This window comes from Reyranella sp. (genome assembly GCF_965227665.1).
In the GTDB taxonomy this organism is placed as follows: domain Bacteria; phylum Pseudomonadota; class Alphaproteobacteria; order Reyranellales; family Reyranellaceae; genus Reyranella.
This window is the reverse complement of the sequence record NZ_OZ245767.1, coordinates 1,222,767-1,249,552: the sequence shown is the minus strand read 5'-3', so window position 1 is coordinate 1,249,552 and position 26,786 is coordinate 1,222,767. Positions and strand designations below refer to the sequence as shown.

At 67.2% G+C, this 26,786-nt stretch carries 25 protein-coding genes; 14 read left to right on the top strand and 11 right to left on the bottom strand.

The features are described 5' to 3' along the window. Window positions 1–49 precede the first annotated feature (49 nt). A complete protein-coding gene (locus ACO07I_RS06030) occupies window positions 50–670 on the top strand; it encodes a class I SAM-dependent methyltransferase (RefSeq protein ID WP_422015311.1) in 621 nt (206 codons plus the stop codon). Further along, the gene (locus tag ACO07I_RS06025; RefSeq protein WP_422015309.1) at window positions 667–1,296 is read left to right on the top strand and encodes an NUDIX hydrolase; all 630 of its coding nucleotides are present in this window, start codon (window positions 667–669) and stop codon (window positions 1,294–1,296) included. Before ACO07I_RS06030 ends, ACO07I_RS06025 begins: the two co-directional genes overlap by 4 nt. Here the strand turns inward: ACO07I_RS06025 and ACO07I_RS06020 are convergent. Beyond that, window positions 1,293–1,745 (bottom strand): MaoC family dehydratase, encoded by a 453-nt coding sequence (locus tag ACO07I_RS06020; RefSeq protein ID WP_422015307.1) that lies wholly within the window; start codon window positions 1,743–1,745, stop codon window positions 1,293–1,295. The two genes, ACO07I_RS06025 and ACO07I_RS06020, sit on opposite strands and share 4 nt — an antisense overlap. Continuing rightward, a complete protein-coding gene (locus ACO07I_RS06015) occupies window positions 1,742–2,236 on the bottom strand; it encodes a GNAT family N-acetyltransferase (RefSeq protein WP_422015305.1) in 495 nt (164 codons plus the stop codon). The genes ACO07I_RS06020 and ACO07I_RS06015 overlap by 4 nt, the downstream gene beginning before the upstream one ends. Before the next feature lie 61 nt (window positions 2,237–2,297). On the opposite strand from ACO07I_RS06015, the gene ACO07I_RS06010 reads away from it, so the two are divergent. After that, window positions 2,298–3,281: a Bug family tripartite tricarboxylate transporter substrate binding protein gene (locus tag ACO07I_RS06010; RefSeq protein ID WP_422015303.1), complete on the top strand. Its 984-nt coding sequence runs from the start codon at window positions 2,298–2,300 to the stop codon at window positions 3,279–3,281. Here ACO07I_RS06010 and ACO07I_RS06005 read toward each other — a convergent pair. Genes ACO07I_RS06005 through ACO07I_RS05995 form a run of 3 tightly spaced genes read right to left on the bottom strand, consistent with a single transcriptional unit; the run spans window position 3,278 to window position 5,369 of the window. Then, window positions 3,278–4,336, bottom strand: a complete 1,059-nt coding sequence (locus ACO07I_RS06005; protein WP_422015301.1) for a YeiH family protein — start codon at window positions 4,334–4,336, stop codon at window positions 3,278–3,280. The two genes, ACO07I_RS06010 and ACO07I_RS06005, sit on opposite strands and share 4 nt — an antisense overlap. After that, a complete protein-coding gene (locus tag ACO07I_RS06000; RefSeq protein ID WP_422015299.1) occupies window positions 4,329–4,550 on the bottom strand; it encodes a biotin/lipoyl-binding carrier protein in 222 nt (73 codons plus the stop codon). Before ACO07I_RS06000 ends, ACO07I_RS06005 begins: the two co-directional genes overlap by 8 nt. A 24-nt stretch (window positions 4,551–4,574) precedes the next feature. After that, window positions 4,575–5,369, bottom strand: a complete 795-nt coding sequence (locus tag ACO07I_RS05995) for a hypothetical protein (protein WP_422015297.1) — start codon at window positions 5,367–5,369, stop codon at window positions 4,575–4,577. Window positions 5,370–5,392: 23 nt separating this feature from the next. Here ACO07I_RS05995 and ACO07I_RS05990 point away from each other — a divergent pair, with 23 nt between their 5' ends. Genes ACO07I_RS05990 through ACO07I_RS05975 form a run of 4 tightly spaced genes read left to right on the top strand, consistent with a single transcriptional unit; the run spans window position 5,393 to window position 10,073 of the window. Then, entirely contained in the window at window positions 5,393–6,004 is a 612-nt protein-coding gene (locus tag ACO07I_RS05990) for a DTW domain-containing protein (RefSeq protein WP_422018173.1), read from the top strand. A 16-nt stretch (window positions 6,005–6,020) separates the two neighbouring features. After that, a complete protein-coding gene (locus tag ACO07I_RS05985; RefSeq protein WP_422015295.1) occupies window positions 6,021–8,177 on the top strand; it encodes a thiamine pyrophosphate-dependent enzyme in 2,157 nt (718 codons plus the stop codon). Then, a complete protein-coding gene (locus ACO07I_RS05980) occupies window positions 8,170–9,675 on the top strand; it encodes an indolepyruvate oxidoreductase subunit beta family protein (protein ID WP_422015293.1) in 1,506 nt (501 codons plus the stop codon). The genes ACO07I_RS05985 and ACO07I_RS05980 overlap by 8 nt, the downstream gene beginning before the upstream one ends. Further along, on the top strand, window positions 9,672–10,073 hold the full coding sequence (locus tag ACO07I_RS05975; protein ID WP_422015291.1) for a PaaI family thioesterase: 402 nt from the start codon (window positions 9,672–9,674) through the stop codon (window positions 10,071–10,073). Before ACO07I_RS05980 ends, ACO07I_RS05975 begins: the two co-directional genes overlap by 4 nt. Before the next feature lie 112 nt (window positions 10,074–10,185). On the opposite strand, the gene ACO07I_RS05970 is transcribed toward ACO07I_RS05975, so the two are convergent. Then, window positions 10,186–11,781, bottom strand: coding sequence for a GMC family oxidoreductase (locus ACO07I_RS05970; protein WP_422015289.1), 1,596 nt, complete (start codon window positions 11,779–11,781; stop codon window positions 10,186–10,188). A 164-nt stretch (window positions 11,782–11,945) separates the two neighbouring features. Between ACO07I_RS05970 and ACO07I_RS05965 the strand changes: the two genes are divergently transcribed. The 3 genes from ACO07I_RS05965 to ACO07I_RS05955 are packed head-to-tail and all read left to right on the top strand — an operon-like array spanning window position 11,946 to window position 17,450. Further along, a complete protein-coding gene (locus ACO07I_RS05965; RefSeq protein WP_422015287.1) occupies window positions 11,946–15,146 on the top strand; it encodes an efflux RND transporter permease subunit in 3,201 nt (1,066 codons plus the stop codon). Next, the gene (locus ACO07I_RS05960) at window positions 15,136–16,317 is read left to right on the top strand and encodes an efflux RND transporter periplasmic adaptor subunit (protein WP_422015285.1); all 1,182 of its coding nucleotides are present in this window, start codon (window positions 15,136–15,138) and stop codon (window positions 16,315–16,317) included. The genes ACO07I_RS05965 and ACO07I_RS05960 overlap by 11 nt, the downstream gene beginning before the upstream one ends. A 32-nt stretch (window positions 16,318–16,349) precedes the next feature. Continuing rightward, window positions 16,350–17,450: an AI-2E family transporter gene (locus ACO07I_RS05955; protein WP_422015283.1), complete on the top strand. Its 1,101-nt coding sequence runs from the start codon at window positions 16,350–16,352 to the stop codon at window positions 17,448–17,450. Here ACO07I_RS05955 and ACO07I_RS05950 read toward each other — a convergent pair whose 3' ends face one another. Together ACO07I_RS05950 and ACO07I_RS05945 are read right to left on the bottom strand one after the other, a co-directional pair. Next, window positions 17,451–18,305, bottom strand: coding sequence for an SDR family oxidoreductase (locus ACO07I_RS05950; RefSeq protein WP_422015281.1), 855 nt, complete (start codon window positions 18,303–18,305; stop codon window positions 17,451–17,453). An 11-nt stretch (window positions 18,306–18,316) separates the two neighbouring features. Further along, entirely contained in the window at window positions 18,317–19,522 is a 1,206-nt protein-coding gene (locus ACO07I_RS05945) for a CaiB/BaiF CoA transferase family protein (protein ID WP_422015279.1), read from the bottom strand. A gap of 116 nt (window positions 19,523–19,638) precedes the next feature. Here ACO07I_RS05945 and ACO07I_RS05940 point away from each other — a divergent pair, with 116 nt between their 5' ends. From ACO07I_RS05940 to ACO07I_RS05930, 3 genes are all read left to right on the top strand, one after another. Further along, window positions 19,639–20,340: a dienelactone hydrolase family protein gene (locus tag ACO07I_RS05940; protein WP_422015277.1), complete on the top strand. Its 702-nt coding sequence runs from the start codon at window positions 19,639–19,641 to the stop codon at window positions 20,338–20,340. 108 nt (window positions 20,341–20,448) lie between these two features. Next, window positions 20,449–21,624: an iron-containing alcohol dehydrogenase gene (locus ACO07I_RS05935; protein WP_422015275.1), complete on the top strand. Its 1,176-nt coding sequence runs from the start codon at window positions 20,449–20,451 to the stop codon at window positions 21,622–21,624. A 115-nt stretch (window positions 21,625–21,739) separates the two neighbouring features. Beyond that, the gene (locus ACO07I_RS05930; protein ID WP_422015273.1) at window positions 21,740–22,594 is read left to right on the top strand and encodes a CmcJ/NvfI family oxidoreductase; all 855 of its coding nucleotides are present in this window, start codon (window positions 21,740–21,742) and stop codon (window positions 22,592–22,594) included. Window positions 22,595–22,627: 33 nt separating this feature from the next. Here the strand turns inward: ACO07I_RS05930 and ACO07I_RS05925 are convergent, their stop codons facing one another. Next, entirely contained in the window at window positions 22,628–23,380 is a 753-nt protein-coding gene (locus ACO07I_RS05925) for an alpha/beta fold hydrolase (RefSeq protein WP_422015271.1), read from the bottom strand. 3 nt (window positions 23,381–23,383) lie between these two features. Continuing rightward, a complete protein-coding gene (locus ACO07I_RS05920) occupies window positions 23,384–24,238 on the bottom strand; it encodes an SDR family oxidoreductase (protein ID WP_422015269.1) in 855 nt (284 codons plus the stop codon). Between the two features lie 138 nt (window positions 24,239–24,376). On the opposite strand from ACO07I_RS05920, the gene ACO07I_RS05915 reads away from it, so the two are divergent. Then, window positions 24,377–25,762 (top strand): amidase, encoded by a 1,386-nt coding sequence (locus tag ACO07I_RS05915; protein WP_422015267.1) that lies wholly within the window; start codon window positions 24,377–24,379, stop codon window positions 25,760–25,762. Window positions 25,763–25,772: 10 nt separating this feature from the next. Here the strand turns inward: ACO07I_RS05915 and ACO07I_RS05910 are convergent, their stop codons facing one another. Continuing rightward, window positions 25,773–26,744, bottom strand: coding sequence for a Bug family tripartite tricarboxylate transporter substrate binding protein (locus tag ACO07I_RS05910; RefSeq protein ID WP_422015265.1), 972 nt, complete (start codon window positions 26,742–26,744; stop codon window positions 25,773–25,775). Window positions 26,745–26,786: the final 42 nt, after the last annotated feature.

Sequence of the window (26,786 nt, the reverse complement as noted above, 5' to 3'; positions counted from 1 at the left end):
CGGCTGCTTTTTCCTGTCGACTTGGAAAGGCGTCTGTTAGCGTTCCGCCATGCCCCCGATCGAGACTCGTGACGACCTCGGCTCTCGCGCCGGCACTGCCCTTTTCCTCAAACGCTGGCTGCGCCGGCCGTTTGCGGTTGGAGCGGTCGTGCCGAGCGGCCGGCTGCTGGCCGAGGCGATGGCCAAGACGACCTTCGCGGAGATGAAGGGTCGGGACGGCCATGTCATCGAGTTGGGCGCCGGCACGGGCGAGGTCACCAAGGCCCTGTTGGCGGCGGGTATCCCCGCGGACCGGCTTGCGCTGGTTGAGCGTGATCCCGAGCTCGCGTCCTTCCTGCGGCGGCACTTCGTCGGCCCCCGGATCGTCGAAGGCGATGCCGCGCGGTTGCAGAAGATCCTGGCGGAGCAGGGGATCGGTTCGGTATCTGCGGTCGTGTCGAGCCTGCCGCTACTGTCGCTTCCTGCAGAGGTGGTGCGCGGTATCGTGGAAGGTGTGTTCGACGCCTTGCCGCGTGGCGGCGCGCTGGTGCAATTCACCTATGGTCCGGCGCAGCCGGTGCCGCGCGCCCTGTCTCAGGCGCTGCGGCTCGTCGGCACGCGCGGATCCCGGATCTGGCGCAACATACCGCCTGCCGTGGTCTGGACGTTCCGGAGACCCGCCGGTCCGTGAACCCGATTCGCCTGGATGAAGCGCTGCGCGCCAAGGTGACGGAGCATCTCGGTCGCTTCGATCTGCGCCGCCGCGTCGATGCCGGTGGCCTCAAGCGCGCGGCCGTAGCCATCGTCATCGCCGAGGGCGACGAGCCCGGCGAGGCGGCGTTTCTGCTGACCCGGCGCACGCCGAAGCTGCGGGCCCATGGCGGCCAGTGGGCCCTGCCGGGCGGGCGGGTCGATCCCGGCGAGACGATCGAGCAGACGGCCCTGCGCGAACTGCACGAGGAGCTGGGCGTGCTGGCTTCCACCGACGATATCCTGGGGACGCTCGACGACTATCCGACCCGTTCGGGCTACCTGATCGCGCCCGTGGTGGTGTGGGCACCCGGCGTGACACTGATCCCCAACCCGTCGGAAGTGGCCGGCGCCTACCGGATCGGCTGCGGGGAACTCTTCCGCGAGGGCTCGCCGGAGATCGTGGCAATCGAGGAGTCGGACCGCCCGATCATCCGCCTGCCTCTGCCCGTGGCGACGGTGAATGCCCCGACGGCGGCCTTGCTATTCCAGTTCCGGGAAGTGGCGCTGGCCGGGCGCGACACGCGGGTCGACCACTACGAGCAGCCGGTCTTCGCCTGGCGTTAGGCGGCCGTGCGCCGCTTGAGGAAGACCGTCGTCTCCTGTTCCATGACCTGCTCGCCCAGCTGGTTCATCGTGACTTGGCGCAGCTTTGCGATTCCGCGGTCCGGCCGGGAGGCCGAGGCCCGCAGCTGGACGATGTCGGAGACGACGCGCAGCGTGTCGCCCGGCCGGACGGGGCGGGGAAACTGGACCTCGCCAATGCCGGGAGAGCCCAGGCTGCAGGCGCGGAAGATGCCGAGATCGAGCCACAGGCGCAGAGTCGCCGCCATCGTATGGAGACCGGAGGCGATCAGGCCGCCGAACGTCCACTTCGCCGCGAACTCGGGATCGGTGTGAAAGGGCTGCGGATCCCACTGTCTGGCGAAGTCGATGATGGCGGCTTCCGTGATCGTCATGCCGCCACTCACGAAGCGGTCACCGACCTTGAAATCCTCGAAGAAGCGATCGGTCAAAGGACCAGCTCCATATAAACGGTGCCGGGCACCGGACTGGGGTAATAGGGCGCGATCTCGGTGAAGCCCATCGTCCGATAGAGCCTGATCGCGGGCTCCATTTGGGGACCGATTGTGTCCAGCCTGAGACGTCGGTGAGCACAGGCGCGCGCTGCCTCGACGATGCGCAATGCGAGCTCGCGGCCGATCGAATTTCCGGCCTCGGTGCGCTCCCGCCGGTAGTCCGGCCTGACATACAGGCGTTTCATCTCCCCGATCCCCGGCTCCAGCTGCCGCAGCGCGACGGTGCCGGCCGGCGCACCGTCGACCCGCGCCAGCAGGAGCGCACCGCCCGGCGGGCCATACTTTGCCCTCAAGTCTGCGAGTTCTGCCTCGAAACCCTGGTAGTCGAGTGAGAAACCGAGGGATTGCGAATACTCTCGAACCAATTCGGCGACGGCGTCGAGATCTGCCGTATCGCGGGGCGGAGTGATGTGAATTCTGCCTGTCATGCGGTCATTTTCGAGGGCATGTGCTACCCTGTCACTCCAAACGAACTGGGAGGCTCCAGAAATGAATCCGACGCGTCGCCATGTCATGGCGTTCGCAGGAGCGGCGGGCGCAGCGCTTGCCGCTCCGGCCATCGCGCAATCCGCATGGCCAACCAAGCCCGTGCGCTTCGTCGTGCCGTTTCCGCCGGGCCAGGCCGCCGACATTTTCGCGCGCCTGATGGCGGAGAAGCTGTCCGAGAAGTGGAAGCAGCAGGTCATCGTCGAGAACAAGGCGGGTGGCAGCGGCATCCCGGCCACCGAGTACGGCAAGATGGCGGCCCCCGACGGTTACACGCTGATGGTCGTGTCGAGCGGCACGTTCGGAGTCAATCCCAGCCTCTATCCCGACCTGCCCTACAAGCCGCTGACGGACTTCCTGCCGATCTCCAACATCTTCCTCGTGCCGCTGGTGATCGTGGCGCATCCCAGCCTGCCGGTGAACACGCTCGCAGAGCTGATCGCGCTGGCCAAGAAAGAGCCGGGCCAGCTCTCTTACGCGTCGGCCGGCCCCGGCACCTCGCAGCACCTCGCCATGGAGCTGTTCAAGCTCAAGGCCGGGGTCGACATCGTGCACATTCCCTACAAGGGCAGCGGGCCGGCGATGGCCGACCTGCTGGGCGGGCACGTGAAGCTGATGATGGACAGCACCGCATCCGCGCTGAATGCCATCAAAGACGGACGCATCAAGGCGATCGCCGTGACGACCTCGCGTCCCGCGCCGCCGCCGCTCGACAAGATCCCGCTGATTGCGGCCACCATCCCCGGCTTCAATGCTGCCGGCTGGTCGGGCCTCGCCGCGCCGGCACGCACGCCGCTTGAGATCGTGGCCAAGGTCAGCCGGGACATGCAGACGCTGTTGAACGACGAGGCGGTCATCAAGCAGATCGAGCAGCGCGCCGCGCTGCCGGCCCCCGGCACGCCCATCCAGTTCGCCGAGTTTATCAAGAATGAAATCGACACCTGGGGCGAGGTCGTGAAGGCGACCGGCACGAAGCCGGGGAACTAGAGTCCCGCGGCTCGCAGGCCGTAGATCAGCCCGACGACCAGAAGGCCGACGAAGATCGTCTCGGTGATGAGCAGCATCACCGGGGCCATGCCGATGCGCACCAGCGCCAGCAGCGAGGTCTTCATGCCCAGCGCCGCGATGGCGGTGATGATCAGGAAGGCCGAGATCTGGCTGACCGCGTCGCGCACGGCGGCGGGAATGACGCCCAGCGAGTTGAGCGCGGCGAGTGCCAGGAAGCCGAACAGGAAGACCGGAGGCGTCGGTCGCGCCGAGGTCTGCGGGCCGCCGCTCCGGGCGACCCACCAGGCGATTCCGGCGATCGCCGGCAAGAGGGCCGCTACGCGCAGCAGCTTGGTGATGATCGCGTCGCTGAGCACCTGCGGGCCCATGGTCTGGCCGGCACCCGCGACCTGCGCCACGTCGTGGATCGCGCCGCCCAGGAACACGCCCATTTCGAACAGCGAGAAGCCGAGCACCTCGCGCAGGGTGGGATAGATCACCATGACCACCGTGCTGAGGAAGTTGACGCCCATCACCGTGAAGGCGAGGTCGCGGTCCGAGTTCTCGTGCTTGGGCAGCACGGCCGACGCAGCCATTGCCGCGGCCGCGCCGCAGACGCCGGTCGCACAGCCGGTGAGCAGGCCGAAATTCTGGCTGAGGCCGAACAGGCGCGCCGCCCAGGCGCCGAACACAATGGTGCAGCCGACCGCCGCGATGGCCACGACGATGGGCAGCGCACCGCCTTCGACGAGATTGCCGAGGGTCAGCCGCGCGCCCAGCAGGGCGACGCCGATTCGCAGCAGCGTGCGGCCCGCGAATTCGAGACCAGGCTTGAGCACCGGCCTGGCCGACAGCGGCTGCAGGGCCATGCCGATGACCAAGGTCAGGATCAGCGGCGGCACCCAGACCGCGCCGAAGCGCAGCAGGCTCCTGGTGTCGGCATAGTAGGCGACCGCCGCGATGACGGCGCACAGGGCGATGCCCGGTGCGGAGCGGCGGAGATTGTCGGGAGCCCAGAGCTTGGCGAGGTCGGTCGCGACGGCGCTGTTACGCATCGAGCACGGCCACGAGCTGGCCTTCGCCGATCGCTTCGCCTTCGCTGACCTTGAGTTCCTTGATGACGCCCGCCTTGGGCGACAGGACGGGAATTTCCATCTTCATCGATTCGAGGATCATGATCTCGCCCTCGGCCTCGATCCGATCCCCCACCTTGACCTGGATTCTCCAGACATTGCCGGCGATTTCCGACTTCACATTGATGACGGCCATGCCCCAAGCGTCTCCCGTTCAGCTTTATCCCGACTTTTCCGCCAGCATGCGTGCGAGTGCAAGCGCGGACCCGCCCACCCTTGCGCCGAGCCGGTATGCGGTTGTGTTGACGTCGGAAATCGTTCCGTCCTGCAAGGTGGAGCGGCCGTCGCCGATGCGGGCCGATTGCGCAGCGACTGCGATGGCGGCGATCTCTTCCTTGTCGAGTTCGGGCAGCGCCAGCACCCCGCCGCGGTCGGCGCCGAACCCCGCATCGTTGAACATCAGCATCAGCGGCCGGAACGGCGCCGTCGCCCGATAGGAGTTGAGTGCGCCGTGACTCCCCGTCGCGACGATGCGGCCGCGATCCTCCGGGACCAACAGCGTGGCCGAATCGGCGCAGACCGCACCCTCGATCTCATGTCGGCTTTCTCCCTTGGCAGGCGGCGTCGTGTGCGGCCACGGCGCCTGTTTCAGCCGCTCGGCCGCCTCGCGGGCCGACATGCCGGGCGCCACCCCAAAGGCCGCCGCGAGCCTGTTCGCGCGGCTGATGGTTCCGCGAGCCTGCAGATCGGCGCCGTCGCCGATGCGGGCACTGTCCGTCGCCACGGCCGCCATCGCCATGCCGAGCCCGTCGGCATAGGCGAGGCCGCTGATCCCGGCCTCGTCCTTGCCGATCCCGGCGTCGTGATGGATCGCGGCGCGGCAGCCGAACTTTGCCGACATGTAGGCGGCATACACGGCCGCGTGGCTGGCACCGATCACGACCGCGCCGTCCGCTTCGGGCGGCAGCTTGGTCACGCTATCGAACACGAGGACGGGAACGGGGTTAAGGGGCATCGCGCAACCCTAGCCGGGAGGCTATACCCTCGGCCATGTCGCAGACGGTGGACAACAAGGTTTCGATCCTGGTGCTGCAGCACCCGCAGGAGCAGGACCGCGTGCTGGGCACCGCACGCCTGCTCTGCGATTCGCTGACCAATGGCCGGGTCGTGATCGGCCTGTCGTGGCGCAATCTCGCCCATGCGTTGGGGGAGGCGGCCGAGCCGCGCGACTGGGGCGTGCTCTATCTCGGCTCGACCCAGACCAAAGGCCAGACGACGCCGCTGGTCGCGATCGATGGCAAGGGCCAGCCGCTGCCTGACCAGGAAGCGGCGCGCGCCGGCTTGAAGGGCTTGATCGCGCTCGACGGCAACTGGGCGCAGGCCAAGGCCCTTTGGTGGCGGAACGCCTGGCTGACCAAGCTGCGCCGCTTCGTCGTGGTGCCTGACCGTCCCTCGCTTTATGGCGACCTGCGGCGCGAGGCGCGGCCCGATGCCGTCTCGACCCTGGAGGCGGTCGCGCTCTCGCTGCAGGTGCTCGAAGGCGATGCTGCGGTGCGGGAGAAACTTCTCGTGCCGTTTCGCGCCCTGCTGGCGAAGGCGCGACGCGAGGGCGTTCGCGATTCCAAACGGGATCGTCGCGTCCGGCGTTAGCCCCTATACTTCCGCCATGCTCGACCAGCCGGCGGCCCAACTTCCCGTTTCCCAGCGGACCAATCCCGAGCGCTCCTTCACCGAGGAAGTCCGGGCCCTGCGGCTGGGCGAGGGTGAGATCTTTCGGGGTGAGGGGATTCTCGCCGTCACCAAGGCGATCCTGCAGTCGGGCGTTTCCTATGTCGGCGGCTATCAGGGCGCGCCGGTCTCGCATCTGGTCGACGTGCTGGTCGAGTCTCAGGACCTGCTGGATGAACTCGGCGTCCATCTGGAGACCTGCACCAACGAGTCTTCCGCCGCGGCGCTGCTCGGCGCGTCGATAAACTACCCGATGCGCGGCTGCGTCACGTGGAAGTCGATCGTCGGCACAAACGTGGCGGCCGATGCGCTCTCCAATCTCGCCTCGCCCGGTGTGATCGGCGGCGCGCTGATCGTGGTCGGCGAGGACTACGGCGAGGGCGCCTCGGTCATCCAGGAGCGCACCCAGGCCTATGCGCTGAAATCCTCTGTCTGGCTGATGGATCCGCGACCCTCGCTGCCGACCATCGTGCGCTGCACCGAGAAGGCCTTCGAACTTTCCGAGGCGACCAACACGCCGGTGATGATGGAACTGCGGATCCGCGCCTGCCACGTCACCGGCGAGTTCGTCGCCAGGGACAATGTTCCGCCGGCCATTTCGCGCAACCATCGGCTCGCCGAACCCGCGGCGCACAATTACGACCGCATCTCGCATCCGCCATCGACCTATGCGCACGAGAAACTCAAGGTCGAGATCCGCCAACCCGCGGCCGAGCGGTTCATCGTCGAGCACGGCCTGAACGAGCATCTGGCCGGCACACGCTCCGATCTCGGCATCATCGTACAGGGCGGCATCACCAACGTGCTGGTGCGCGGCCTCGACCGGCTCGAGCTCGAGGGCCGGATCCCGACCCTGGTGCTGAACGTCACGCATCCGCTGGCGCCCGACCAGATCGCCGACTTCTGCAGGGGCAAGCGCGCCGTTCTCATCGTCGAGGAGGGGGCACCTGACTATATCGAGCAGGCCATTCACGTCCTGCTGCGCAAGCGCGACATCGACACGAAGATCTACGGCAAGGACGTGCTGCCGATGGCGGGCGAGTACACTGCCGAAGTGGTGACCGAGGGCCTGCTGAAGTTCTTCGCCCAGTCGGCCAACGACATCGACTTGAGCGGCCCGCGCGAGCGCTTCGAGGCGGCCCGTGCCGGACGCGCCGAGGCGCAGCGCCTGCTGGGCGGGCCGCTGCCGCTCAGACCGCCGGGTTTCTGCGTCGGCTGCCCGGAGCGGCCGGTGTTCTCGGCCATCAAGCTGCTCGAACGCGAGATCGGCAAGGTCCACATTTCGAGCGACATCGGGTGCCACTCCTTCGCGACCCTGGCGCCGTTCAACCTCGGCAATTCCATCCTGGGCTTCGGCATGTCGCTGGCGGCCGCCGGCGCGGTGGCGCCGGTGATGCAGAAGCGCACCATCTCGGTGATGGGCGATGGTGGCTTCTGGCACAACGGCCTGCTGAGCGGCGTCGCCTCGTCGATGTTCAATCGCGGCGACCGCGTGCTGGTCATCATGCAGAACGGCTACACCTCGGCGACCGGCGCCCAGTTCATTCCCAATACGTCCGGCAATCGCCGCGACGGCGAGACGACGTCGGACATCGCCGCGACCCTGAAGGCAATGGGTGTCGGCTGGCTGCGCACCATCCGCACCTACAATGTCGGCACCATGCTCAAGACCCTGCGCGAGGCGATGAGCACCGGCCACAAGGGCCTGAAGGTCATCGTCGCCGACGGCGAATGCCAGCTCGCGCGCCAGCGCCGCCTCCGGCCGCAGATCGCCGCCCAGCTGAAGCGCGGCGAGCGGGTCGTCCGCACGCGCTACGGCGTCGACGATGAGGTCTGCACCGGCGACCATTCCTGCATCCGTCTCTCCGGTTGCCCGTCGCTGGTGGTGAAACCCAGCCCCGATCCACTGCGCAGCGATCCGGTGGCCAGCGTCAACAACGGCTGCGTGGGCTGCGGCCTGTGCGGCGAGGTGGCCGATGCCGCCGTGCTGTGCCCGTCCTTCTACAAGGCCGACATCGTTCAGAATTCGACCTGGTGGGATCGCCTGAAATGGCAGGTCCGATCGAAAGTGATCGGGGCGATGGCGGGTGCCTAAGCCCATCACCCTCCTGATCGGCGCGCTGGGCGGCGATGGCAGCGGCGTGCTGTGCGACTGGATCGTGTCGGCGGCGCAGAGCCGGGGGCTTGGCGTTCAGGCGACGCAGATCCCGGGCGTCGCGCAGCGCACCGGCGCGACGACCTACTATGTCGAGGTGATGCCGGCAGGTGGTGCTCCGTCGTCCGTGCTGGCGCTCAATCCCGCGATGGGCGAGGTCGACGTGGCTCTGGCGACCGAACTGCTGGAGGCCGGCCGCATGATCTTCAACGGCTTCGTGACGCCCGACCGCACGACCCTGATCGCCTCGACGCATCGCGTGCTGGCGATCGGCGAGCGCATGGCGATGGGTGACGGCAGCTTCGATGTCGGCCGGCTGCTGCGCGCGGTGAAGGAGCGGAGCCGCGAACAGATCCTGTTCGACATGGACCAGGCGGCCGAGGAATCCGGCGGCGTCCTCAACGCGGTGCTGCTGGGGGCGCTGGCAGGCTCGGGCAGGCTGCCGATTCCCGACGGCGCCTTCGAAGCCGCGATCCGACACGCCGGCAAGTCGGTCGACACCAATCTCGCGGCGTTTGCCTTCGGGCGCGGCCATGCGCGGGGCGAGCTGGAGCAGGCGGTGCGCGAGCATCGCAAGCGGCAGACGGCGGTGCAGGGCGCTGAAAACCTGATCGAGCGCTCACGAGAAAGCTATCCGGTCGCCAGCCTCGATGTCGTGGAGGAGGGTATCCGCCGGCTCATGGCCTATCAGGACCGGCGCTATGCCGCGCTCTACCTCGACCGGCTCGACACGATCCACGCGCTGGGCTCGGCCGATCTGCTGCGCGACGTGGCGCGCCATCTCGCCGTGCGCATGTCGTTCGAGGACGTGATCCGCGTCGCCCAAGCCAAGACCTCGGCCGATCGGTTGGCGCGCGTGCGGGCCGAGGTTCGGGCGATGGATCACGAGCCGCTGGAGATCACCGAGCATTTCAAGCCGGGCATCGAGGAGATCGCCGCGATCCTGCCGCCGGCGCTGGCCAGGCGCCTGATCGCCTGGGGCCAGCGGACCGGCCGCCTCGGCAAGACCTACGTCTCGATGCACATGCGCACGACGACCATCCTCGGGTTCGCGCGACTGCGGCTCGTCGCCGGCCTGCGCTGGTGGCGGCCGCGCACCTCCCGCTATGTCGAGGAACAGGCCGAGATCGAGCGCTGGCTCTGGCAGATCCGTGCCGCCGCGCCGCTGGGGCTCGACCTCGCGCGTGAGATCGCGGAATCGGCGCGCCTCATCAAGGGCTATGGCGACACCCACAGGCGCGGCCTCGATAACTATCGCCGTGTCGCCGATGAGGTGATTGCCCCCGCTCTGGCCGGCCGGATGACGCCGCGTGCTGCGGCCGACGCCGTCGCCAACGCACGCGTTGCGGCTTTGGCCGATCCCGAGGGCGAGTCGCTGGCGAAGACGCTGGCCGCCATCGCCGCTGCGACGCTCCGGATGCGGCAGGCTGCGGAATGATCGACGTCTCTGCACTGGCCCGGCGGGATGCCTTCACCCGCACCCTCGGCATCGACTTCGTCGAGGCCTCGCTCGGCCGCGCCGTGACGCGGGTCGCGATCGAAGAGCGCCACCTCAACTTCAATGGCGTCGGTCATGGCGGCCTGACCTTCACCCTGGCCGATGCCGCCTTCGGCTATGCCTGCAATTCACAAGGCGTCGTCTCGGGCAGCATCGATGCGCACATCGTCTACAGCGTCGCTGTCCGCCTGGGCGACATGCTGACCGCGACGGCCGTCGAAATCTCGCGCTCCAGCAAGGCCTCGACCTACCGCATCGACGTCGTTCGTGGCGACGGCAAACTGGTCGCCGCGATGACCGGCACCGCCCTGATCAGCGGCAAGCCGGTCGTTGTCTAACCACATACAATTCATGTCATCCTGAGCGCAGCGAAGGATCTTGCGCGCGCAACGGAGTCCGCTGGTCGTTGCGCTAGGTCCTTCGCTGCGCTCAGGACGACAGGGCTCATTGCTAAGCAGCGCCCTTCAGAATGTCCGCCATCTTCTCGCCGACCATGATCGAGGGCGCGTTCGTGTTTCCGGAGGGCATGGTCGGGAAGATCGAGGCGTCGGCGACCCGGAGGCCGGCGATGCCGTGCACCCGGAGCTTGTCGTCGACCACGGTGTTCGGGCCCTCGGGGCCCATACGGCAGGTGCCGATCGGGTGATAGGCGGTCTGCGAGTTGTTGCGAATCCAGGTGAGGATCTCCTCGTCGGACTGCACCGACGGGCCCGGCGAGAACTCCTCGTCGCGGTAGGGATCCATCGGCTTCGCATCGACGATCTTGCGCATCATGCGGAAGCCGGCCGTCATCGCGTCCTGGTCGATCCTGTCGGCCAGGAAATTGAAGCGGATGGAAGGATGCGCCTTGGGATCGGCGGAGCGGATGTGGATCGACCCCAGGCTCTCGGGCCGCAGCTGGTAGCAGGCGATCGTCATCGACGGGAAGTCCTGCAGCTTGCGGGTCTTCGGGTCCTTGATCGAATAGGGCACGAGATGCATCTGCACGTCGGGCGTTTCGAGTTCCGGCCGGGTCTTGAGGAAGCCCAGCAGCGGGGCCGAGGGCAGGCTCATGAAGCCGCCGCCGGTGGCAAGGTACTTCATCATCTGCGTCACGGCACCGATGCCGCGCGCCATGTGATTGTAGGAGACGCTGGCCACCTTCAGGCGCCAGATGATGCGGGCGTTGATGTGGTCGCGGAAGTTTTCGCCGACCGCCTTCAGCTCGTGCTTCACCTCGATGCCGTGCTTCTTCAGCAGGTCCGGCTGGCCGATGCCCGAGAGTTCGAGGATCTGCGGGCTGGCGACGCCGCCGGCCGACAGGATCGTTTCCTTCGCCTTGGCCTGAACCGTCTTGCCGTCCTTCTCGTACTCGACGCCGACGCAGCGCTTGCCCTCGAGCAGGACGCGCAGCGTGTGGGCGTTGGTGACGACGCGCAGGTTCGGCCGCTTCATCGCCGGCTCGATGTAGCAATGGGCGACGCTCATGCGCCGGCCCTTGTAGATCGAGGTCTGCGTCTTCACGACGCCTTCCTGGTCCTCGCTGTTGTAGTCCGGATTGGTCTTGAAGCCGGCGGCCTTGGACGCCTCGAACAGCGCGTCGTAGAGCGGGTTCTGGTCGGGCACGGTCGAGACCTTGAGCGGCCCGTCGGTGCCGCGGCCGTTCGAGCCGTCGCCGTCGACGAAGTTCTCCATGCGGGTGAAGAGCGGCGCCACGTCGCGCCAGCTCCAGCCGCGACAGCCCATCTGCGCCCAGGTGTCGAAGTCGAGCGGCTGGCCGCGCACCCAGACCAGCCCGTTGATCGAGCTGGAGCCGCCCAGCACCTTGCCCCGCGGCACCGGGATAACCCGGTTGGCCGTGCCGGGTTCGGGTTCCGACTGGTAGAGCCAGTTGGCGGCCGGATTGTCGATCAGCAGGCCGAAGGACAGGGGCATGCGGGAGTAGGGGTGGCTGGCGGCGCCTGCCTCCAGCAGGAGGACCTTGTTGGTGGGCACTTCCGTGAGCCGTGCCGCCAGGGCACCGCCCGCCGAACCCGCGCCAACGATGATGTAGTCGTACTCGGCCATTTCCCCTGATCTCCCCGGGCATTCGTTGTCATGCAAGCGTAGCGCACCGCCATGCAGTTGACAGGGGCAATCTCGCCTCGACAGGTCAGAACTGCCATGTTCCGATGAGCGGGCCGCCACGGCTGGGGAGCGCAGCGGCTCACTTGGGTGGAAGTACAATCTAGATGATCGGTCTGGTCCGGGTCGCGCTCAGGCGTCCCTATACGTTCGTCGTGATGGCGTTGTTGATCCTGATTGTCGGGCCGCTCGCGGCCCTTCGCACACCGGTCGACATCTTCCCCGAGATCCGCATCCCCGTCATCGCCGTGGTCTGGCAGTATACCGGCCTGCCGCCCGATCAGATGTCGGGCCGCGTGATGCTGAACTTCCAGCGCTCGCTCACCACCACCGTCAACGACATCGAGCATATCGAGGGCACGTCCTATACCGGTGTCGGGATCGTCAAGGTCTTCTTCCAGCCGGGCGTCGACATCAGCATCGCGAATGCCCAGGTCACCGCGATCGCGCAGACCGTGCTGCGACAGATGCCGCCCAACATCACGCCGCCGCTGATCCTCAACTACAACGCCGCGACCGTGCCGATCATCCAGCTGGCGCTGGCCGGCAAGGGCGTCTCGGAACAGGCGGTGTTCGACCTGGCCATCAACACGGTGCGCACGCCGCTGGTGACGGTGCCGGGTGCGGCCATTCCGTTCCCGTTCGGCGGCAAGTTCCGCCAGATCCAGATCGACCTCGACCCGGCGGCCCTTCAGGCGCGCGGCCTGTCGGCGGCTGACGTCGCCAATGCGCTGGCGGCGCAGAACCTGCTGACGCCGGTCGGCACCCAGAAGATCGGCGGGCATGAGTACGCCATCCAGCTCAACAACGCCCCGGTCGACTTCAACGCCCTGGCGGATATCCCCGTGTTCGCCGCCAATGGCACGGTCGTCTACCTGCGCGACGTGGCGCAGGTGCGCGACGGCAACCCGCCGCAGCAGAACATCGTCCATGTCGATGGCGGTCGGTCGGTGCTGCTGGCGGTGCTGAAGAACGGCGCCACCTCGACCCTCGCGATCATCGCCGGCATCAAGGAACGCGTGGCGGAGCTCAAGAGAGCGCTGCCGGAGAACGTGTCGCTCGCGATCCTGGGCGACCAGTCCCTGTTCGTCGAAGGTGCCGTGTCGGGCGTGGCGCACGAGGCGGTTCTGGCCGCGGTGCTGACCAGCCTGATGATCCTACTGTTCCTCGGCAGCTGGCGGTCGACGGTGATCATCGCCATCTCGATCCCGCTGGCGATCCTGGGCTCGATCGCGCTGCTGGCGGCGTTCGGCGAAACGCTCAACATCATGACCTTGGGCGGGTTGGCGCTGGCCGTCGGCATCCTGGTCGACGATGCCACGGTGACCATCGAGAACATCAACTGGCACCTGGAGCAGGGCAAGGACGTCGAAACCGCCATCATGGACGGCGCCCAGCAGATCGTGGCGCCGGCCTTCGTCTCGCTGCTCTGCATCTGCATCGTGTTCGTGCCGATGTTCTTCCTCGAGGGCGTCGCGCGCTTCCTGTTCGTGCCGATGGCGATGGCCGTGATGTTCGCGATGGTCTGTTCGTTCATCCTGTCGCGCACGCTGGTGCCGACGATGGCGAACTTCCTGCTGAAGCCGCATGTCCTGCACGAGCACGGCGCGGAGCCGCCGCGCTCGCGCAACCCGCTGGTGCGCTTCCAGCGCGGCTTCGAGGCGCAGTTCGAGGCGCTGCGCGCCGTCTATCACGACCTGCTGGGACTGGCGCTGCGCAACCGGCCCTTGTTCATCGCCTGCTTCATGGCTTTCGTGCTGGGGTCGTTCGCACTGGTGCCGTTCCTCGGCCGCAATTTCTTTCCCACCGTCGATTCCGGTCAGATCCTGATGCATGTGCGCGGGCCGATCGGCACGAGGGTCGAGGAGACCGCCAATCAGTTCGTGGCGATCCAGAAGGCGATCCGCACCATCATCCCCTCCAATCAGATCGCGACGATGGCCGACAATGTCGGCATGCCGGTCAGTGGCATCAACATGGCCTACAACAATACCGGCACGATCGGGCCGCAGGACGGCGACATCCAGATCAAGCTGACACCTGACCACAGGCCGACCGAAGAGTACGTGGCCGAGTTGCGGCAGCGTCTGCCCGAGCTGTTTCCCGGCTTCACATTCTCGTTCCTGCCGGCCGACATCATCAGCCAGATCCTGAACTTCGGCGCGCCGTCGCCGATCGACGTGCAGGTGCGGACCTCCGACATCAATGCCGGCTTCGAGCACGCCAACAGGCTGCTGGCCCGCATCCGCAAAATTCCCGGCGTGGTCGATGCGCGCATCCAGCAGGCCCGCGGCGCGCCGGTCTTCGCCGTCGACATCGACCGCTCGCGGGCCCAGACCGTCGGCCTCACGACGCGCGACGTCACCAATTCGCTGGTCGTCAATCTTGCGGGCTCCAGCCAGGTGGCGCCGACCTACTGGCTCAATCCGGCGAACGGCGTGACCTACAACATCGTCATGCAGACGCCGCAGTACCGGCTGGATTCGCTGTCTTCGCTCAGCAACCTGCCGATCATGGCGCCGGCCGCCTCGCAGCTGCAGGTGCTGGGCGGCGTCGCCGACATCAGGCGCGACACCGCCAACGCCGTGGTCTCGCAGTACGACCTGCAGGGCATGGTGCAGGTCTATGCCGCCGTGCAGGGCAGGGACCTGGGCGCCGTGGCGGCCGACGTGCGCGCGGTCGTGGCCGAGCTGGCGCCGCTCCAGTCGCCGCGCATCCGCTCGGTCAAGGTCCAAGGGCAGGTGAAGACCATGGAGTCGGCGTTCTCAGGTCTGCTGTTCGGCCTGCTGGGCGCGGTCGTCTTGATCTATCTGCTGATCGTCGTGAATTTCCAGTCGTGGAGCGATCCGTTCGTCATCATCACCGCGCTGCCGGCGGCCCTGGCGGGGATCGTGTGGATGCTGTTCGCCACCGACACGACGCTCTCGGTGCCGGCGCTGACGGGAGCGATCATGTGTATGGGCGTGGCCACCGCGAATTCCGTGCTGGTGATCTCCTTCGCCCGCGAGCGGCTGGTCGAGCTGGGGGATGCGACGGCCGCCGCCCTCGATGCCGGCTTCGTGCGTTTCCGGCCCGTGGTCATGACCGCGCTGGCCATGATCATCGGCATGGCGCCCATGGCCTTCGGCATGGGCGAGGGTGGCGAGCAGAACGCGCCGCTCGGACGGGCGGTCATCGGCGGCCTCATATTTGCTACGATCGCCACGCTTATCTTCGTTCCCGTGGTCTTCAGCCTCGTCCATCGAAACCATGGCAAGGCGGCCGACAAGGCTAACGCCGCCGTCCCCGGAGCACCTCATGTCGCCTGATACCCCTCCTGCAGTACCCAAGCCGCGGTCGCGCCGTGGGCTCGCCTTGTTCGGGATCGCCGCCGCCCTTGGCCTGGGCGCCGTCGTGGTCAACGGCATCTGGAGCCGGCAGGCCAGCGAAGCCAAGCTGAAGGAATGGACCGACACCCAGGCCGTGCCGACCGTCAGCGTCCTCAACCCCACGACCGGCGCCAACAAGACGTCGCTCGACCTGCCCGGGCGGCTTGAGGCCTATTCCCGGGCGCCGATCTATGCCCGCGTCGGTGGCTTCCTGAAGGCCTGGTACGTCGATATCGGGGCGTCCGTGAAGGCGGGCCAGCTCTTGGCCGAGATCGAGGCCCCCGACCTCGACCAGCAGCTCCTGCAGGCCAAGGCCTCGCTCGCGAGCGCCCAGGCCGCCGAGCAGCTGGCGACCGTGACGGCCGGACGCTGGCAGCAGCTCGGTGGCGCCAACACCGTGTCGCGGCAGACGGTGGACGAGAAGACCGGCGATCTCACGGTGAAGCAGGCCCTGACCAGGGCGGCGCAGGCTGCGGTCGACCGGCTGGAAGTTCTGTCCGACTTCAAGCGGATCACCGCGCCGTTCGACGGCATCGTGACGACCCGCAATACCGACGTCGGGGCCCTGATCGGCGCTGAATCGAGCTCCGGTCTCGCGCTGTTCGTGATTTCCGACGTAGCCAGGTTGCGCCTGAACGTCAACATCCCGCAGGCCTTCGTTCCGGCGGTCAAGCTGAACACCAGCGTGCAGATCACGGTGCCGGAGTATCCCGGCAAGGTCTATCGGGGGGTGGTCGAAGCCTCCGCCCGTGCCGTCGATGCACAGACGGGGACCACGCGGATGCAGGTCGTGGTCGACAATGCGAGCGGCGAGCTGATGCCCGGCGCCTTCGCCAACACCCGCATCGAATTGCCGTCCAGCCTGCAGTCGCTGGCCATCCCGTCGGGAGCGTTGATCTTCGACAAGAACGGCCTGCGGGTCGCAACGGTCGATGCCGACAGCAAGGTGGTTCTGAAGCCCATCACCATCGCCCGCGACCTCGGCCAGATCGTCGAGATCGGCAGTGGCCTCACGGCCCAGGATCGCGTGATCGAGAGCCCGCCGGACGGTCTGGCGAACAGCGATCCGGTCCGGGTGATCGATACCGCCCGGCCCGCCGCCGTGCGATAAACGTCGCCGCCAACGGGGGCGGGGGAACGGCGATGATCGACACGGAAAAGGGCAGGGCGGACGTCACGCGGTTCACGATCGACGTGGCCATCCGGCTCGGCCTGATCGCCAGCGTCATCTATGTCAGCCTGCTCCTGCTCCAGCCGGTGGCGGCCCTGATGATGTGGGCCATCATCCTGTCGGTGGCCGTCTATCCCTTGTTCGACATGACCCGGCGCCGCCTGCACCTGCGGGACGGGATCGCGGCCTCGCTGTTCTCCATCCTGCTGCTCCTGCTGCTGCTGACGCCGGTCGTTCTTCTCGCGGTGTCGGCCGTGGGAAGTCTCGACGAGTATGCCCGGATGCTTCTGCGCGGCGAGCACGTCGTGCCGCCGCCGCCCGAATCGGTGAAGGACTGGCCGATGGTCGGCGCGCGCGTCTACGACTTCTGGCTGACCGCCTCCAACGATGCACGCACCCTCGTGACGGCCCATGTCGGGCAGCTGGCCTCGGTCGGCCGTTGGATGGGCGGCATCGCGGCGGGAGTCTTTCTCGGAGTCCTGCAGTTTGCCGGCGCCATCGTCGTCGCGGGCGTCCTCCTGGCCTATTCCGACGAGTTGACGGGAACACTCCGCGCCCTCGCGGTGAGGGTGGCCGAAACGCGGGGCCGGCACTTCCTCGAGATCGCCGGGTCGACCATCCGCAACGTGTCGCAGGGCGTCATCGGCATCGCCCTCCTGCAGTCGGTGCTGCTGGCGATCGGCATGCTGGTGGCGGGCGTGCCGTTCGCCGGCGCCATCACCTTCGTCTGCCTCGTGCTGGCGATCGTGCAGGTCGGGCCCAACATCATCATGATCCCGGTGATCATCTGGACGTGGATGTATCTGCCGGCCCTGCATGCCGGCCTGTTCACCGCCTATACGCTGCCGCTGCTGCTGGTCGACAATGTGCTGCGACCCATCCTGATGGCGCGCGGCCTGCCGACTCCGATGGCGGTGATCGTGGCCGGCGTCATCTGCGGCACGCTGGCCGGCGGCCTCATCGGCCTGTTCGTGGGCCCGGTGGTCCTGTCGGTCTTCTACGATCTGCTCGTGGCCTGGATCGCGGCGGGCCGGAAGGTCGATCAGGTCGACGTTCCGGCTCCCGCGCCCTGATTACTTCTTCTTCGGACGGAGCGCGTCCCACTGCTCGTCGGTCCAGTCGAGCATGGCCGAGGTGTTGGCGCCGCCGCCGCCCGACTGCAGCATCTTGCCGCCGTCGATGACGATCGCGTCGCCGTTGATGTAGCCCGCGCCGTCGCTCACCAGGAAGGCGGCGAGGTTGGCGAGTTCGATATGCTCGCCGGTGCGGCGCATCGGTATCGCCTTGATCATGTCGTCTTGGCCGCCGCGTTCCTTGGGCATCAGCCGGCTCCAGGCGCCTTCGGTCGGGAAGGGGCCGGGCACGATCGCGCAGGTGCGGATGCCCTTGGGGCCCCATTCGACCGCGAGGCTCTTGGTCATCGCGAGCACGCCCGCCTTGGCCATCGCCGAGGGGACGGTGAAGGGTGCGCCGGTCAGCGACGAGACGGTGAGGATCGACATCACGACCTTGTTGCGCTCGCCGGCATCGATCCAGCGACGGCCGGCCGCGACCGTGCAGTAGGCCGAGCCGTGCAGCACGATGCCCAGCACGGCGTCGATCGCGCGCGACGACATCTTGTGGGTCTGGGCGAGGATCTGGCCGGCGGCATTGTTGACCAGGATGTCGAGCGGCCGCTTCTCCCAGATCTTGTCCATCATCGCCTCGACGGCGTCGGGAATGCGCACGTCGCAGCCCACCGTCTCGATCTCGCCGCCGGTCTCCTTCGCGAGCTCGGCCGCGGTCTCCTTCAGCACGTCCTCGCGGCGGCCGCAGATGATCACGTTGGCGCCGAGTTCGAGGTAGCGATGCGCCATCGAGCGGCCGAGGCCGGTGCCGCCGCCGGTCACGAGGATGCGCTTGCCCTTGAGCAGGTCGGATTGGAACATCTTCTTCTTTCCTACTTCTTGATCTCGGTGAGCGCGATCCCGGAGGCGACGAGCGCGTCGATCTCGGCGGCGGAGTAGCCGGCCTCCTGGAGGACGGCGCGCGTGTCGGTGCCGAATTTCTTGGGCTTGGTGCGGACCTTGGGCGGGGTGCGGGAGAGCTTCACGGGATTGCCGACGTTGCGCCAGCCATCCTTCTCCCACACCATGCCGCGATGCTTGGTGTGCGGGGCCTCCATCACGTCGGAGACTTCGAGCACGGCGGCCGACGGCACGCCGCCCTGCATGAGTTCCTGCGAGAACTCGTTGGCGTCGCGGTCCTTCAGCAGCGCGCGCAACTCGGCCTCGAGCTCGGCGCGATGAGCGACCCGCTCCTTGTTGGTCTTGAAGCGTGGATCGTCGGCCAGTTCCGGCTTGCCCAGCATCTGCGTCAACTTCCGGAACTGGCCGTCATTGCCCGCGCCGACCACGATGTTGCGGGTCTTCGTCGGGAAGTTGGAGTAGGGCACTAGGCTCGCATGGCTGTTGCCGACCAGCTTGGGCTTGAGGCCGGCCATGAAATAGTTCGGCGCATGCGGCTGGTGCAGCGCGATGGCGCTGTCGTAGAGCGTCGCATCGACGAACTGCCCCTTGCCGGAACGGTTTCGCTCGTAGAGCGCCATCATGATGCCGATCGTGGCGTTCATGCCGGTCGAGAGGTCGACCACGGGTACGCCGATGCGGACCTGTCCGCCCTCGGGCGAACCGTTGACCGAGACCAGGCCGGCCGAAGCCTGGACCATGGCGTCGTAGCCGGGGAAGCCGCCCAGCGGCCCATCTGCGCCGAAGCCCGAGACGCGGGCATGGACCAGCCGCGGGAACTTCGCCGCCAGCACGTCGTGATAGCCGATGCCCCACTTTTCCATCGTGCCGGTCTTGAAGTTGTCGATCAGCACGTCGGCCGTCTCGAGCAGCTTCAGCAGCACCTCGCGGCCCTCGGGCTTGGAGAGATCCAGCGCGATCGTGCGCTTGTTGCGGTTGATCCCCGCGAAGTAGGCCGAGATTCCCTCGGCGTCGAACGGAGGGCCCCAGGTGCGGGTCTCGTCGCCCTGCGGCGGCTCGATCTTGATCACGTCGGCGCCGTGGTCGGCCAGCATCTGGCCGCAATAGGGGCCTCCCAACACACGCGACAGGTCGATCACCTTCAGGCCCTCGAGTGCGCCCCCGCTTGCCACCGCCATCTCGTTCCACTCCTCGCATCCAGACAGGAGGCGCGGTTATAGACCATGGGGCTGAGGCCCGGTACCGTCCGGGCATGATCGAACGCGAGCTGGATATCGCCACGCAAGATGGCGCCATGAACACTTATACGGTGCGGCCCGACGATGGCGGGCCGCTGCCGGTCGTCATCATGCTGATGGACGCCCCCGGCGTGCGCGAGGGACTGAGGGAAATCTGCCGGCGGATTTCGCAGTCCGGCTACTACGTGCTGCTGCCCAATCTCTATTATCGCAGCACGCGCGAATTCGCCTGCGGCCCGACCCGCAACCATCCCGACGGCGAGGCCAACCTGAAGCGCATGTTCGGCCTGATGGAGACGCTCTCCAACGCCCGGGTCGCGGCCGACACGGCCGCCGTGCTCGACGTGCTGCCGACCTTGCCCGACGCAAAGCCTGGCAAGGTCGGGCTGGTGGGCTACTGCATGAGCGGCGCTTTCGTCACCGCGGCGGCCGCGGCGCATCCGGACCGGATCGGCTGTTTCGCCTCCTACTATGGAACGCGGCTCATCACCGACAAGCCCGATTCGCCGCACCTGATGCTGGGGAACATCACGGCCGAGGGCTACTACGCCTTCGCCGAGCACGACACCTATGTGCCGCTGTCTGACGTCGCGAAGTTCGAGAATCTGCTGGCGTCCGCGCCGTTCCCGTCGCGGGTCGAGACCGAGGCGGGCACACATCACGGCTACGCCTTCTCCGATCGCGGCAACCTGCACGAGGATGCCCGCGAGAAGCACTATGAGCGCATGCTGGCGCTGTTTCGTCGGCACATCGGATAGTCCTGTCGTCCTGAGCGCAGCGAAGGACCTCGCAGAACGATCAGAATGGATGTCGCCGAGGCGCCAGATCCTTCGCTTCGCTCAGGATGACAAAGAGAGAGCAAGAACATGCTGAACGGTATCCACGGACATCAGGACATCGAGCGCGTCGTCTACGGCAAGCCGGCGGGCGCTGCGTTGCGTGCCGAGGCGGAGCGGCTCGGGGCGAGGAAGGTGTTCATCACGACGTCGAAGTCGGTGGCGCAGAGCGCACTGCTGGCGTCGGTGATCGATGGGCTGGGTGAACTGCACGCAGGCACCTATGCCGGCATCACGGCGCATTCGCCGCGACCCTGCGTCGTCGAGGGCGCCGCGATGGCGCGCGCGGCCGGTGCGGACCTGATCGTGGCGGTGGGCGGCGGCTCGGTGATCGATGCCACCAAGACCATTCTGATCGCGCTGTGGCAGAACGTGACCACGGTGGATGAGCTGGACGCCTATCGGGCCGGCAAGCCCAAGGAAGGCGCGGCGCCGCCGTCGGAAGCCATCAAGCCGCCGGCCGATGCCATCCGAATGATCGCCGTGCCGACGACGCTGTCGGCCGCCGAGTTCAATGCCTTTGCCGGCATCTCCGATCCGCGCAAGGGCATCAAGGAGAGTTTCGGCCATCGCCTGATCGTGCCGCGGGTCATCGTGCTTGATCCCGCCGCGACCCTGGCGACGCCGATGGACCTGATGCTCTCCACGGGCCTGAAGGCGGTCGATCATGCCGTCGAGCGGCTGTGCTCGCAGCAGGCGCATCCCTTCGTGCTGGGCACCGCCACCGAGGCGCTGAAGCTGCTCGCCCGCGCCCTGCCGGCGCACAAGGCCAATCCGGACGACATGGCGACGCGGCTCGATCTCCAGTTCGGCATGTGGCTGTCGATCGGCGCCGGCACGTCGGGCGTCGGCGTGGGGGCAAGCCACGGGATCGGCCATGTGCTGGGCGCCGCGTGCCATGTGCCGCACGGCCATACGTCCTGCGTGATGCTGCCGTCGGTGCTGCGCTGGAACCTGCCGGCCAATGCCGAGCGTCAGCAGCGGGTGGGCGAGGCGTTCGGGCAGCCCGGGGCGGCGGCGGGAGACCTCGTCGAAGGGCTGGTGAAGGCGCTCGGCCTGCCCGGCCGTCTCTCAGAAGTCGGCGTCGGCGAGGACCGTTTCCGCGAGATCGCCGAGAAGTCGATGCACGACCGGGCGGTGCTCAACAATCCACGGCCCATCAAGGGGCCGGAGCAGGTGATGGAGATCCTCGAACTCGCGGCCTAGCAATCGATTGGGCCGGGCCGACATGACCCCATGAATTCTTCTCGTGAGCCCGAGGGGTGGCAAGGGGCTAAAGCCACACGACCTAAGGGGAGCAACGCAAATCACGGGTGAAGCCATGGTCGAAGTTCGAACCGCAGAATCCGCCGTCACGCGGCCGCCGCTCGCCGGCTGGGTCGATGCGCCGGTGAACTACCTGGCGGATCTCAGCGTCAAGCCGGTGACGTACAATCCGCCGCATGGCACGGGCTTGCCGCGCCGGGACGGAAACTATCGGGACTTCACAGTGCGCATCCACGATGCCCGTCCGATCGCGCGCGATCTCTCGCTCGACCGCCAGGCCTTCATCCTGACGCACCACGACACCGACGTGCGTGACTTCTACGACGAAGAGGAGGTGCGCACGAAGTACCACGCCGAGGTCGAGGCACTGATCAGGCGTGAAACCGGCGCATCGAAAGTGGTGGTGTTCGACCATACGGTGCGCACGGCCGACCGCGCCGTCGAGCGCGGCCTCCGGACACCGGTGCGCAGCGTACACAACGACTACACCGAGAAGTCGGGCCCGCAGCGGGTCCGCGACCTGCTCCCACCCGAGGAGGCGGAGCGCCGTCTGAAGAAGCGCTTCGCCGAGTACAATGTCTGGCGCAACATCGATCACGCGCCGATCGAGATGGCGCCGCTCGGCTTCGTCGATTCCGAGAGCATTGCGCCGCGCGATCTCGCGGTCTGCGACCTGGTCTATGCCGACCGTACCGGTGAGATCTACCAGGGCGTCTACAACGCCGATCACCGCTGGTTCTATTTTCCGAAGATGACGCGCGACGAGGCGATCCTCATCAAGTGCTACGACTCGCTGAAGGACGGCCGCGCACGCTTCTCGCTGCATTCCGCCTTCGACGATCCGACGTCGCCCGCCAATCCGCGGCCACGGCAGAGCATCGAAGCGAGGGCGTTCGCTTTTTTTGACTAGGTGCGCAATTGGAACCGTGCGGTCTCTCGCGCCTCAGAAGGCGCTGCCGCCCGCCGGCGCGTCTGAACGCGCCGCCGCGATCGCCTCGAGATGCTCGACGAGTTCTTCCGGATTGCTGAAGAACGGCGAGTGTCCGCTTTCCAGCCGCAGCACCTTGCACGGCGTTTCCTTCGCCATGGTGCGCTGCAAGGCGATCCGGATCGCGTTGTCGTGGACGCACTCGATGTACCAGCGCGGCACTGAGCCGAAGCGCTCTTCCGTGAGGGTCACGGGCGTCGTCGAGATGGCGAGCGGCTGCGGGCGCAGCCGCTGCATCGCCTTGTAGCGATCCTCCGGCGAGACGTCGGCGTAGAACAGGGTCGGCAGCTTGTCGCGCGCGAAGGTGTAGGTCTTGCCGTCGGGGCTGACCTGCCGTGACAGCCGGAACATCGCGTCCGGTTCGAGGGCGGTCATGTCCCTGCCGCTCTTGCCCGAGGTCGGCAGGAGGGCGCAGACATAGACAAGCGCCTTGATCTTGCGCCGCCGCGCCTCGGCGAGCTGGCTGATCGTGACGCCGCCCAGCGAATGGCCCACCAGGATGACCTGCTCCTCCATCTTGTCGAGGAGACGGGCCAGCTTCTCGACGTTGTCGGCGAGGGTGACGTTGGCGGGGGGGGTCTGGTCGTTGCCGAGACCGGGCAGGTCGGGTGCGCAGACCTTGTGGCCGGCCGCTTCCAGCAGGGGGACGACCTTCTCCCAGCACCAGCCACCGGTGCAGGCCCCATGGACCAGCAGAAACGTCGCCACGCGCTAGGCCTTGCCGACGACGGTGCGCGCGCCGGGGACGGGCACGAAGAAGTCGGGCATCAGCGGGGTACCGGGCGAGACGGCGTACTTGTCGAAATCGGTAACGCCCTCTGCGGCCAGGACCTCATCATCGATGAAGAAGTTGCCGGTGCAGTCGCGCGACGGGCGGTTGAAGATCGCGTGCGCGGCATCGGCCATGATGTCGGGCTTGCGGCACTGCTTCATGCCTTCCTCGCCGCCGAGGATGTTCTGGATCGCCGCGGTGGCGATCGCCGTGCGCGGCCACAGGCAGTTGAAGGCGACGCCCTTGTCCTTGAACTCTTCCGCCATCGACCAGGCGAAGACCGACATGCCGTACTTGGCGAGCGTGTAGGCCGCGTGATTGGCGAACCACTTGACGTCGAAGTCGAGCGGCGGCGAGAGGTTCAGTACGTGCGGGTTGGCGGCCTTCAGCAGGTGCGGGATGCACTTCTGCGAGACCATGAAGGTGCCGCGCGCATTGATCTGGTGCATCAGGTCGTAGCGCTTCATCGGCGTGGCGAGCGTGCCGGTCAGGCTGATGGCGCTGGCATTGTTCACCAGGATATCGATGCCGCCGAACGTTGCGACGGTCTCGGCCACGGCCTTGTCGACGCTCTGTTCGTCGCGGATGTCGCAGGCGAGCGGCAGCGCCTTGCCGCCGGCCTTCTCGATCTCTTCCGCTGCGGTGAAGATCGTGCCGGGCAGGCGCGGGTCAGGCGTCACCGTCTTCGCGGCGATGGCGATGTTGGCGCCGTCGCGCGCGGCCCTCAATGCGATGGCCAGTCCGATGCCCCGGCTTCCGCCGGTCACGAACAGGGTTTTGCTAGCCAGGCTCATGGCGTCCCCAAGAAATCTTCGGGCTCTATAGCCGGGCGAGGGCGGCGGCGGCTAGTGTCGCGGCACTCAAGGGAGACATGCATGAATCCGTGCTTCGAAACGGCGACACGACTTGCACGCGCCATACGAAACGGACGGTTGAGCTCGGTCGAGGCGACCCAGGCGCATCTCGACCGGATCGCGCGCGTGAACGGGCCGCTCAAGGCGCTGGTTATGGTCGACGAGGCGGGCGCCATGAAGGCCGCCCGTGCCGCCGATCGTGCGCGGGGCAAAGGGAAGGACCTCGCGGCGCTGCACGGCGTGCCGATCACGATCAAGGAAGCGTTCGACGTCGCCGGCTTGAAGACGACCTCGAGCCATCCGCCGCTCGCGGACAACGTCGCCCGCGAGGATGCGAGCGTTGTCGCGCGGTTGCGGGCGGCGGGCGCCGTGATCCTGGGCAAGACCAATGTGCCGGAACTCTGCGCGGATTTTCAGACGGACAGCCCGATCTTCGGCACGACACTCAATCCGTGGGACGAAGCCCGGACGCCGGGCGGCTCTACGGGCGGGGGCGGCGTCGCGGTGGCGACCCGCCTGTCGCCACTGGAGATCGGCAGCGACATCGGCGGTTCAGTGCGCAATCCGGCGCACTTCAACGGCATCTTTTCGCTCAAACCCACCGAGTGGCGCGTCCCGGCGCGCGGGCACGTACCGGACCTTCCGGGGACGACGCGAAGCACCCGCTACATGGGCACGTTCGGGCCGCTGGCGCGCTCGATCGATGATCTCGATCTGGCGCTCCGCATTATCGCCGGGCCGGACGGCCACGAGGTCGAGGCGGCGCCCGTGCCGCTGGGGACCACACCGAAAATCGCGGCCAAGGGCCTGCGCCTTGCCGTCCTGACGAGCAATCCGCTGGTGCCGGTCTCAGCCGCTACGGCGTCGGTCGTCGAGGCGACGGCGAAGCTGCTGTCGAAAGCCGGCGCGCGGGTGAGGCAAGCCCAGCCCGAAGGCCTCGACTGGCAGCAGGGTTGGGACGACTGGTCGGACCTGTTCCAGTACATGATCGTGAATGCCAAGCCCCTGGCCGCGCGCGAGCGGCAATTCGGCAAGGTCGATTCGCGCGATCCGACGGCGCGATCGGTCGCGCGGGCGGCGCGTCTCGACATGGCGCAATTCTTCGCCGTTCTCGATCGGCGGGACCGGATCGTGCGCCAGTGCGAGACCTTCCTCGACGACTACGATGCCTGGCTTATGCCCGTGATGCCGGATGCGGCTTTCGTCCGCCAGTCGCAGAGACAACCGCTCCGCATCGACGGCGTCGAGCATCCATATTTCTTCGCCGGCACCGCCTACAACTTCCTGGCCAACCTGACGGGCCAACCGTCCATCGTGCTGCCGTGCGGCTTCTCGAAGGAGGGGCTCCCGATCGGCCTGCAACTCACCGGCAAGCGCTGGGGCGAAGCGAAGCTTCTCGGCGTCGCCAAGGTGCTGGAGAAGCTCCTGCCCCCATGCCCGGTGCCGCCTTCCTTCGCGTCGTGAGGGGCGCGCCTCACTCCACCTTCACGCCGGCCTTGTCGATGATCGGCTTCCATTTGGCGAACTCCGCCTTCTGGTAGGCGCCAAACGCGTCCGATTTCATCTGTTCGGGCGTCGGGATGTCCTGGCCGAGATTCTCGAGCTTGCTGCGGATCTCCGGGTCCTGCAGGGCCTTGACTGCGGCGGCGTTGAGCTTGTCGGCGATCTCCTTGGGCGTGCCCTTGGGCGCCCACAGGCCGTGCCAGATCGCGACCTCGATTCCGGGGAAGCCGGCCTCGGCGGTCGTCGGGATGTCCGGCGCCGCGGCGGTGCGCTGCTTGGCGGTGACTGCGTAGACCTTGAGCTTGCCGGCGCGGATGTGCGGTAACGAGTTCGACGACTGGTCGATCATGACCTGGATCTGGTTGGCGATCAGGTCCTGCACGGCGGGGCCGGTGCCGCGATAGGGCACGAGCTGGTAGTTGGTGCCGGTGACGGCGAAGAAGGCGAGCGCGCCGATATGCGAGCCCGAGCCAAGGCCCGCCGTGCCGCCGGAGATCTTGTCGGCGTTGGCCTTGAGGTAGGCCACCAGCTCCTTGAGGTCCTTGGCAGGGACCTGGTTCGAGGTCACCACCAGCAGCGGGTTGGACGGCAGGAGCGCAATCGGTTCGAGGTCGTTGATCAGGTCGTAGTTCAGGTTCCTGTAGATCGCGCCGTTCACGACGTTGGTGCCGAGATGCCCAATGCCGATCGTGTAGCCGTCGGGTGCGGAGCGGGCGAGCTTGCCCATGGCGATCGATCCGGCCGCGCCGGTGACGTTGTCGATGACGAACTGCTGGCCCAGCTCCTTGGCCATGCGCTCGCCGACGATACGCGCCATCACGTCGGTCGGGCCGCCGGCCGCGAAGGGCACGATCAGGCTGATGGGTTTGTTGGGATAGGCCTGGCCGAAGGCGGGGCCGGCAGCGGCCATAGCGAGCAAGGCGAGAGCAACTCTACGCAGCATGGCAATTCCTCCCAGAACTTCTCTTGTTGGGAGGAGCCTAGC

Excerpts from the sequence above, each read along its gene's own strand:
- ACO07I_RS06030 (WP_422015311.1), top strand. The coding sequence starts at position 50 with ATGCCCCCGATCGAGACTCGTGACGACCTCGGCTCTCGCGCCGGCACT.
- ACO07I_RS06015 (WP_422015305.1), bottom strand. The coding sequence starts at position 2,236 with ATGACAGGCAGAATTCACATCACTCCGCCCCGCGATACGGCAGATCTC.
- ACO07I_RS06010 (WP_422015303.1), top strand. The coding sequence starts at position 2,298 with ATGAATCCGACGCGTCGCCATGTCATGGCGTTCGCAGGAGCGGCGGGC.
- ACO07I_RS06005 (WP_422015301.1), bottom strand. The coding sequence starts at position 4,336 with ATGCGTAACAGCGCCGTCGCGACCGACCTCGCCAAGCTCTGGGCTCCC.
- ACO07I_RS06000 (WP_422015299.1), bottom strand. The coding sequence starts at position 4,550 with ATGGCCGTCATCAATGTGAAGTCGGAAATCGCCGGCAATGTCTGGAGA.
- ACO07I_RS05995 (WP_422015297.1), bottom strand. The coding sequence starts at position 5,369 with ATGCCCCTTAACCCCGTTCCCGTCCTCGTGTTCGATAGCGTGACCAAG.
- ACO07I_RS05985 (WP_422015295.1), top strand. The coding sequence starts at position 6,021 with ATGCTCGACCAGCCGGCGGCCCAACTTCCCGTTTCCCAGCGGACCAAT.
- ACO07I_RS05975 (WP_422015291.1), top strand. The coding sequence starts at position 9,672 with ATGATCGACGTCTCTGCACTGGCCCGGCGGGATGCCTTCACCCGCACC.
- ACO07I_RS05970 (WP_422015289.1), bottom strand. The coding sequence starts at position 11,781 with ATGGCCGAGTACGACTACATCATCGTTGGCGCGGGTTCGGCGGGCGGT.
- ACO07I_RS05965 (WP_422015287.1), top strand. The coding sequence starts at position 11,946 with ATGATCGGTCTGGTCCGGGTCGCGCTCAGGCGTCCCTATACGTTCGTC.
- ACO07I_RS05960 (WP_422015285.1), top strand. The coding sequence starts at position 15,136 with ATGTCGCCTGATACCCCTCCTGCAGTACCCAAGCCGCGGTCGCGCCGT.
- ACO07I_RS05955 (WP_422015283.1), top strand. The coding sequence starts at position 16,350 with ATGATCGACACGGAAAAGGGCAGGGCGGACGTCACGCGGTTCACGATC.
- ACO07I_RS05950 (WP_422015281.1), bottom strand. The coding sequence starts at position 18,305 with ATGTTCCAATCCGACCTGCTCAAGGGCAAGCGCATCCTCGTGACCGGC.
- ACO07I_RS05945 (WP_422015279.1), bottom strand. The coding sequence starts at position 19,522 with ATGGCGGTGGCAAGCGGGGGCGCACTCGAGGGCCTGAAGGTGATCGAC.
- ACO07I_RS05940 (WP_422015277.1), top strand. The coding sequence starts at position 19,639 with ATGAACACTTATACGGTGCGGCCCGACGATGGCGGGCCGCTGCCGGTC.
- ACO07I_RS05935 (WP_422015275.1), top strand. The coding sequence starts at position 20,449 with ATGCTGAACGGTATCCACGGACATCAGGACATCGAGCGCGTCGTCTAC.
- ACO07I_RS05930 (WP_422015273.1), top strand. The coding sequence starts at position 21,740 with ATGGTCGAAGTTCGAACCGCAGAATCCGCCGTCACGCGGCCGCCGCTC.
- ACO07I_RS05920 (WP_422015269.1), bottom strand. The coding sequence starts at position 24,238 with ATGAGCCTGGCTAGCAAAACCCTGTTCGTGACCGGCGGAAGCCGGGGC.
- ACO07I_RS05910 (WP_422015265.1), bottom strand. The coding sequence starts at position 26,744 with ATGCTGCGTAGAGTTGCTCTCGCCTTGCTCGCTATGGCCGCTGCCGGC.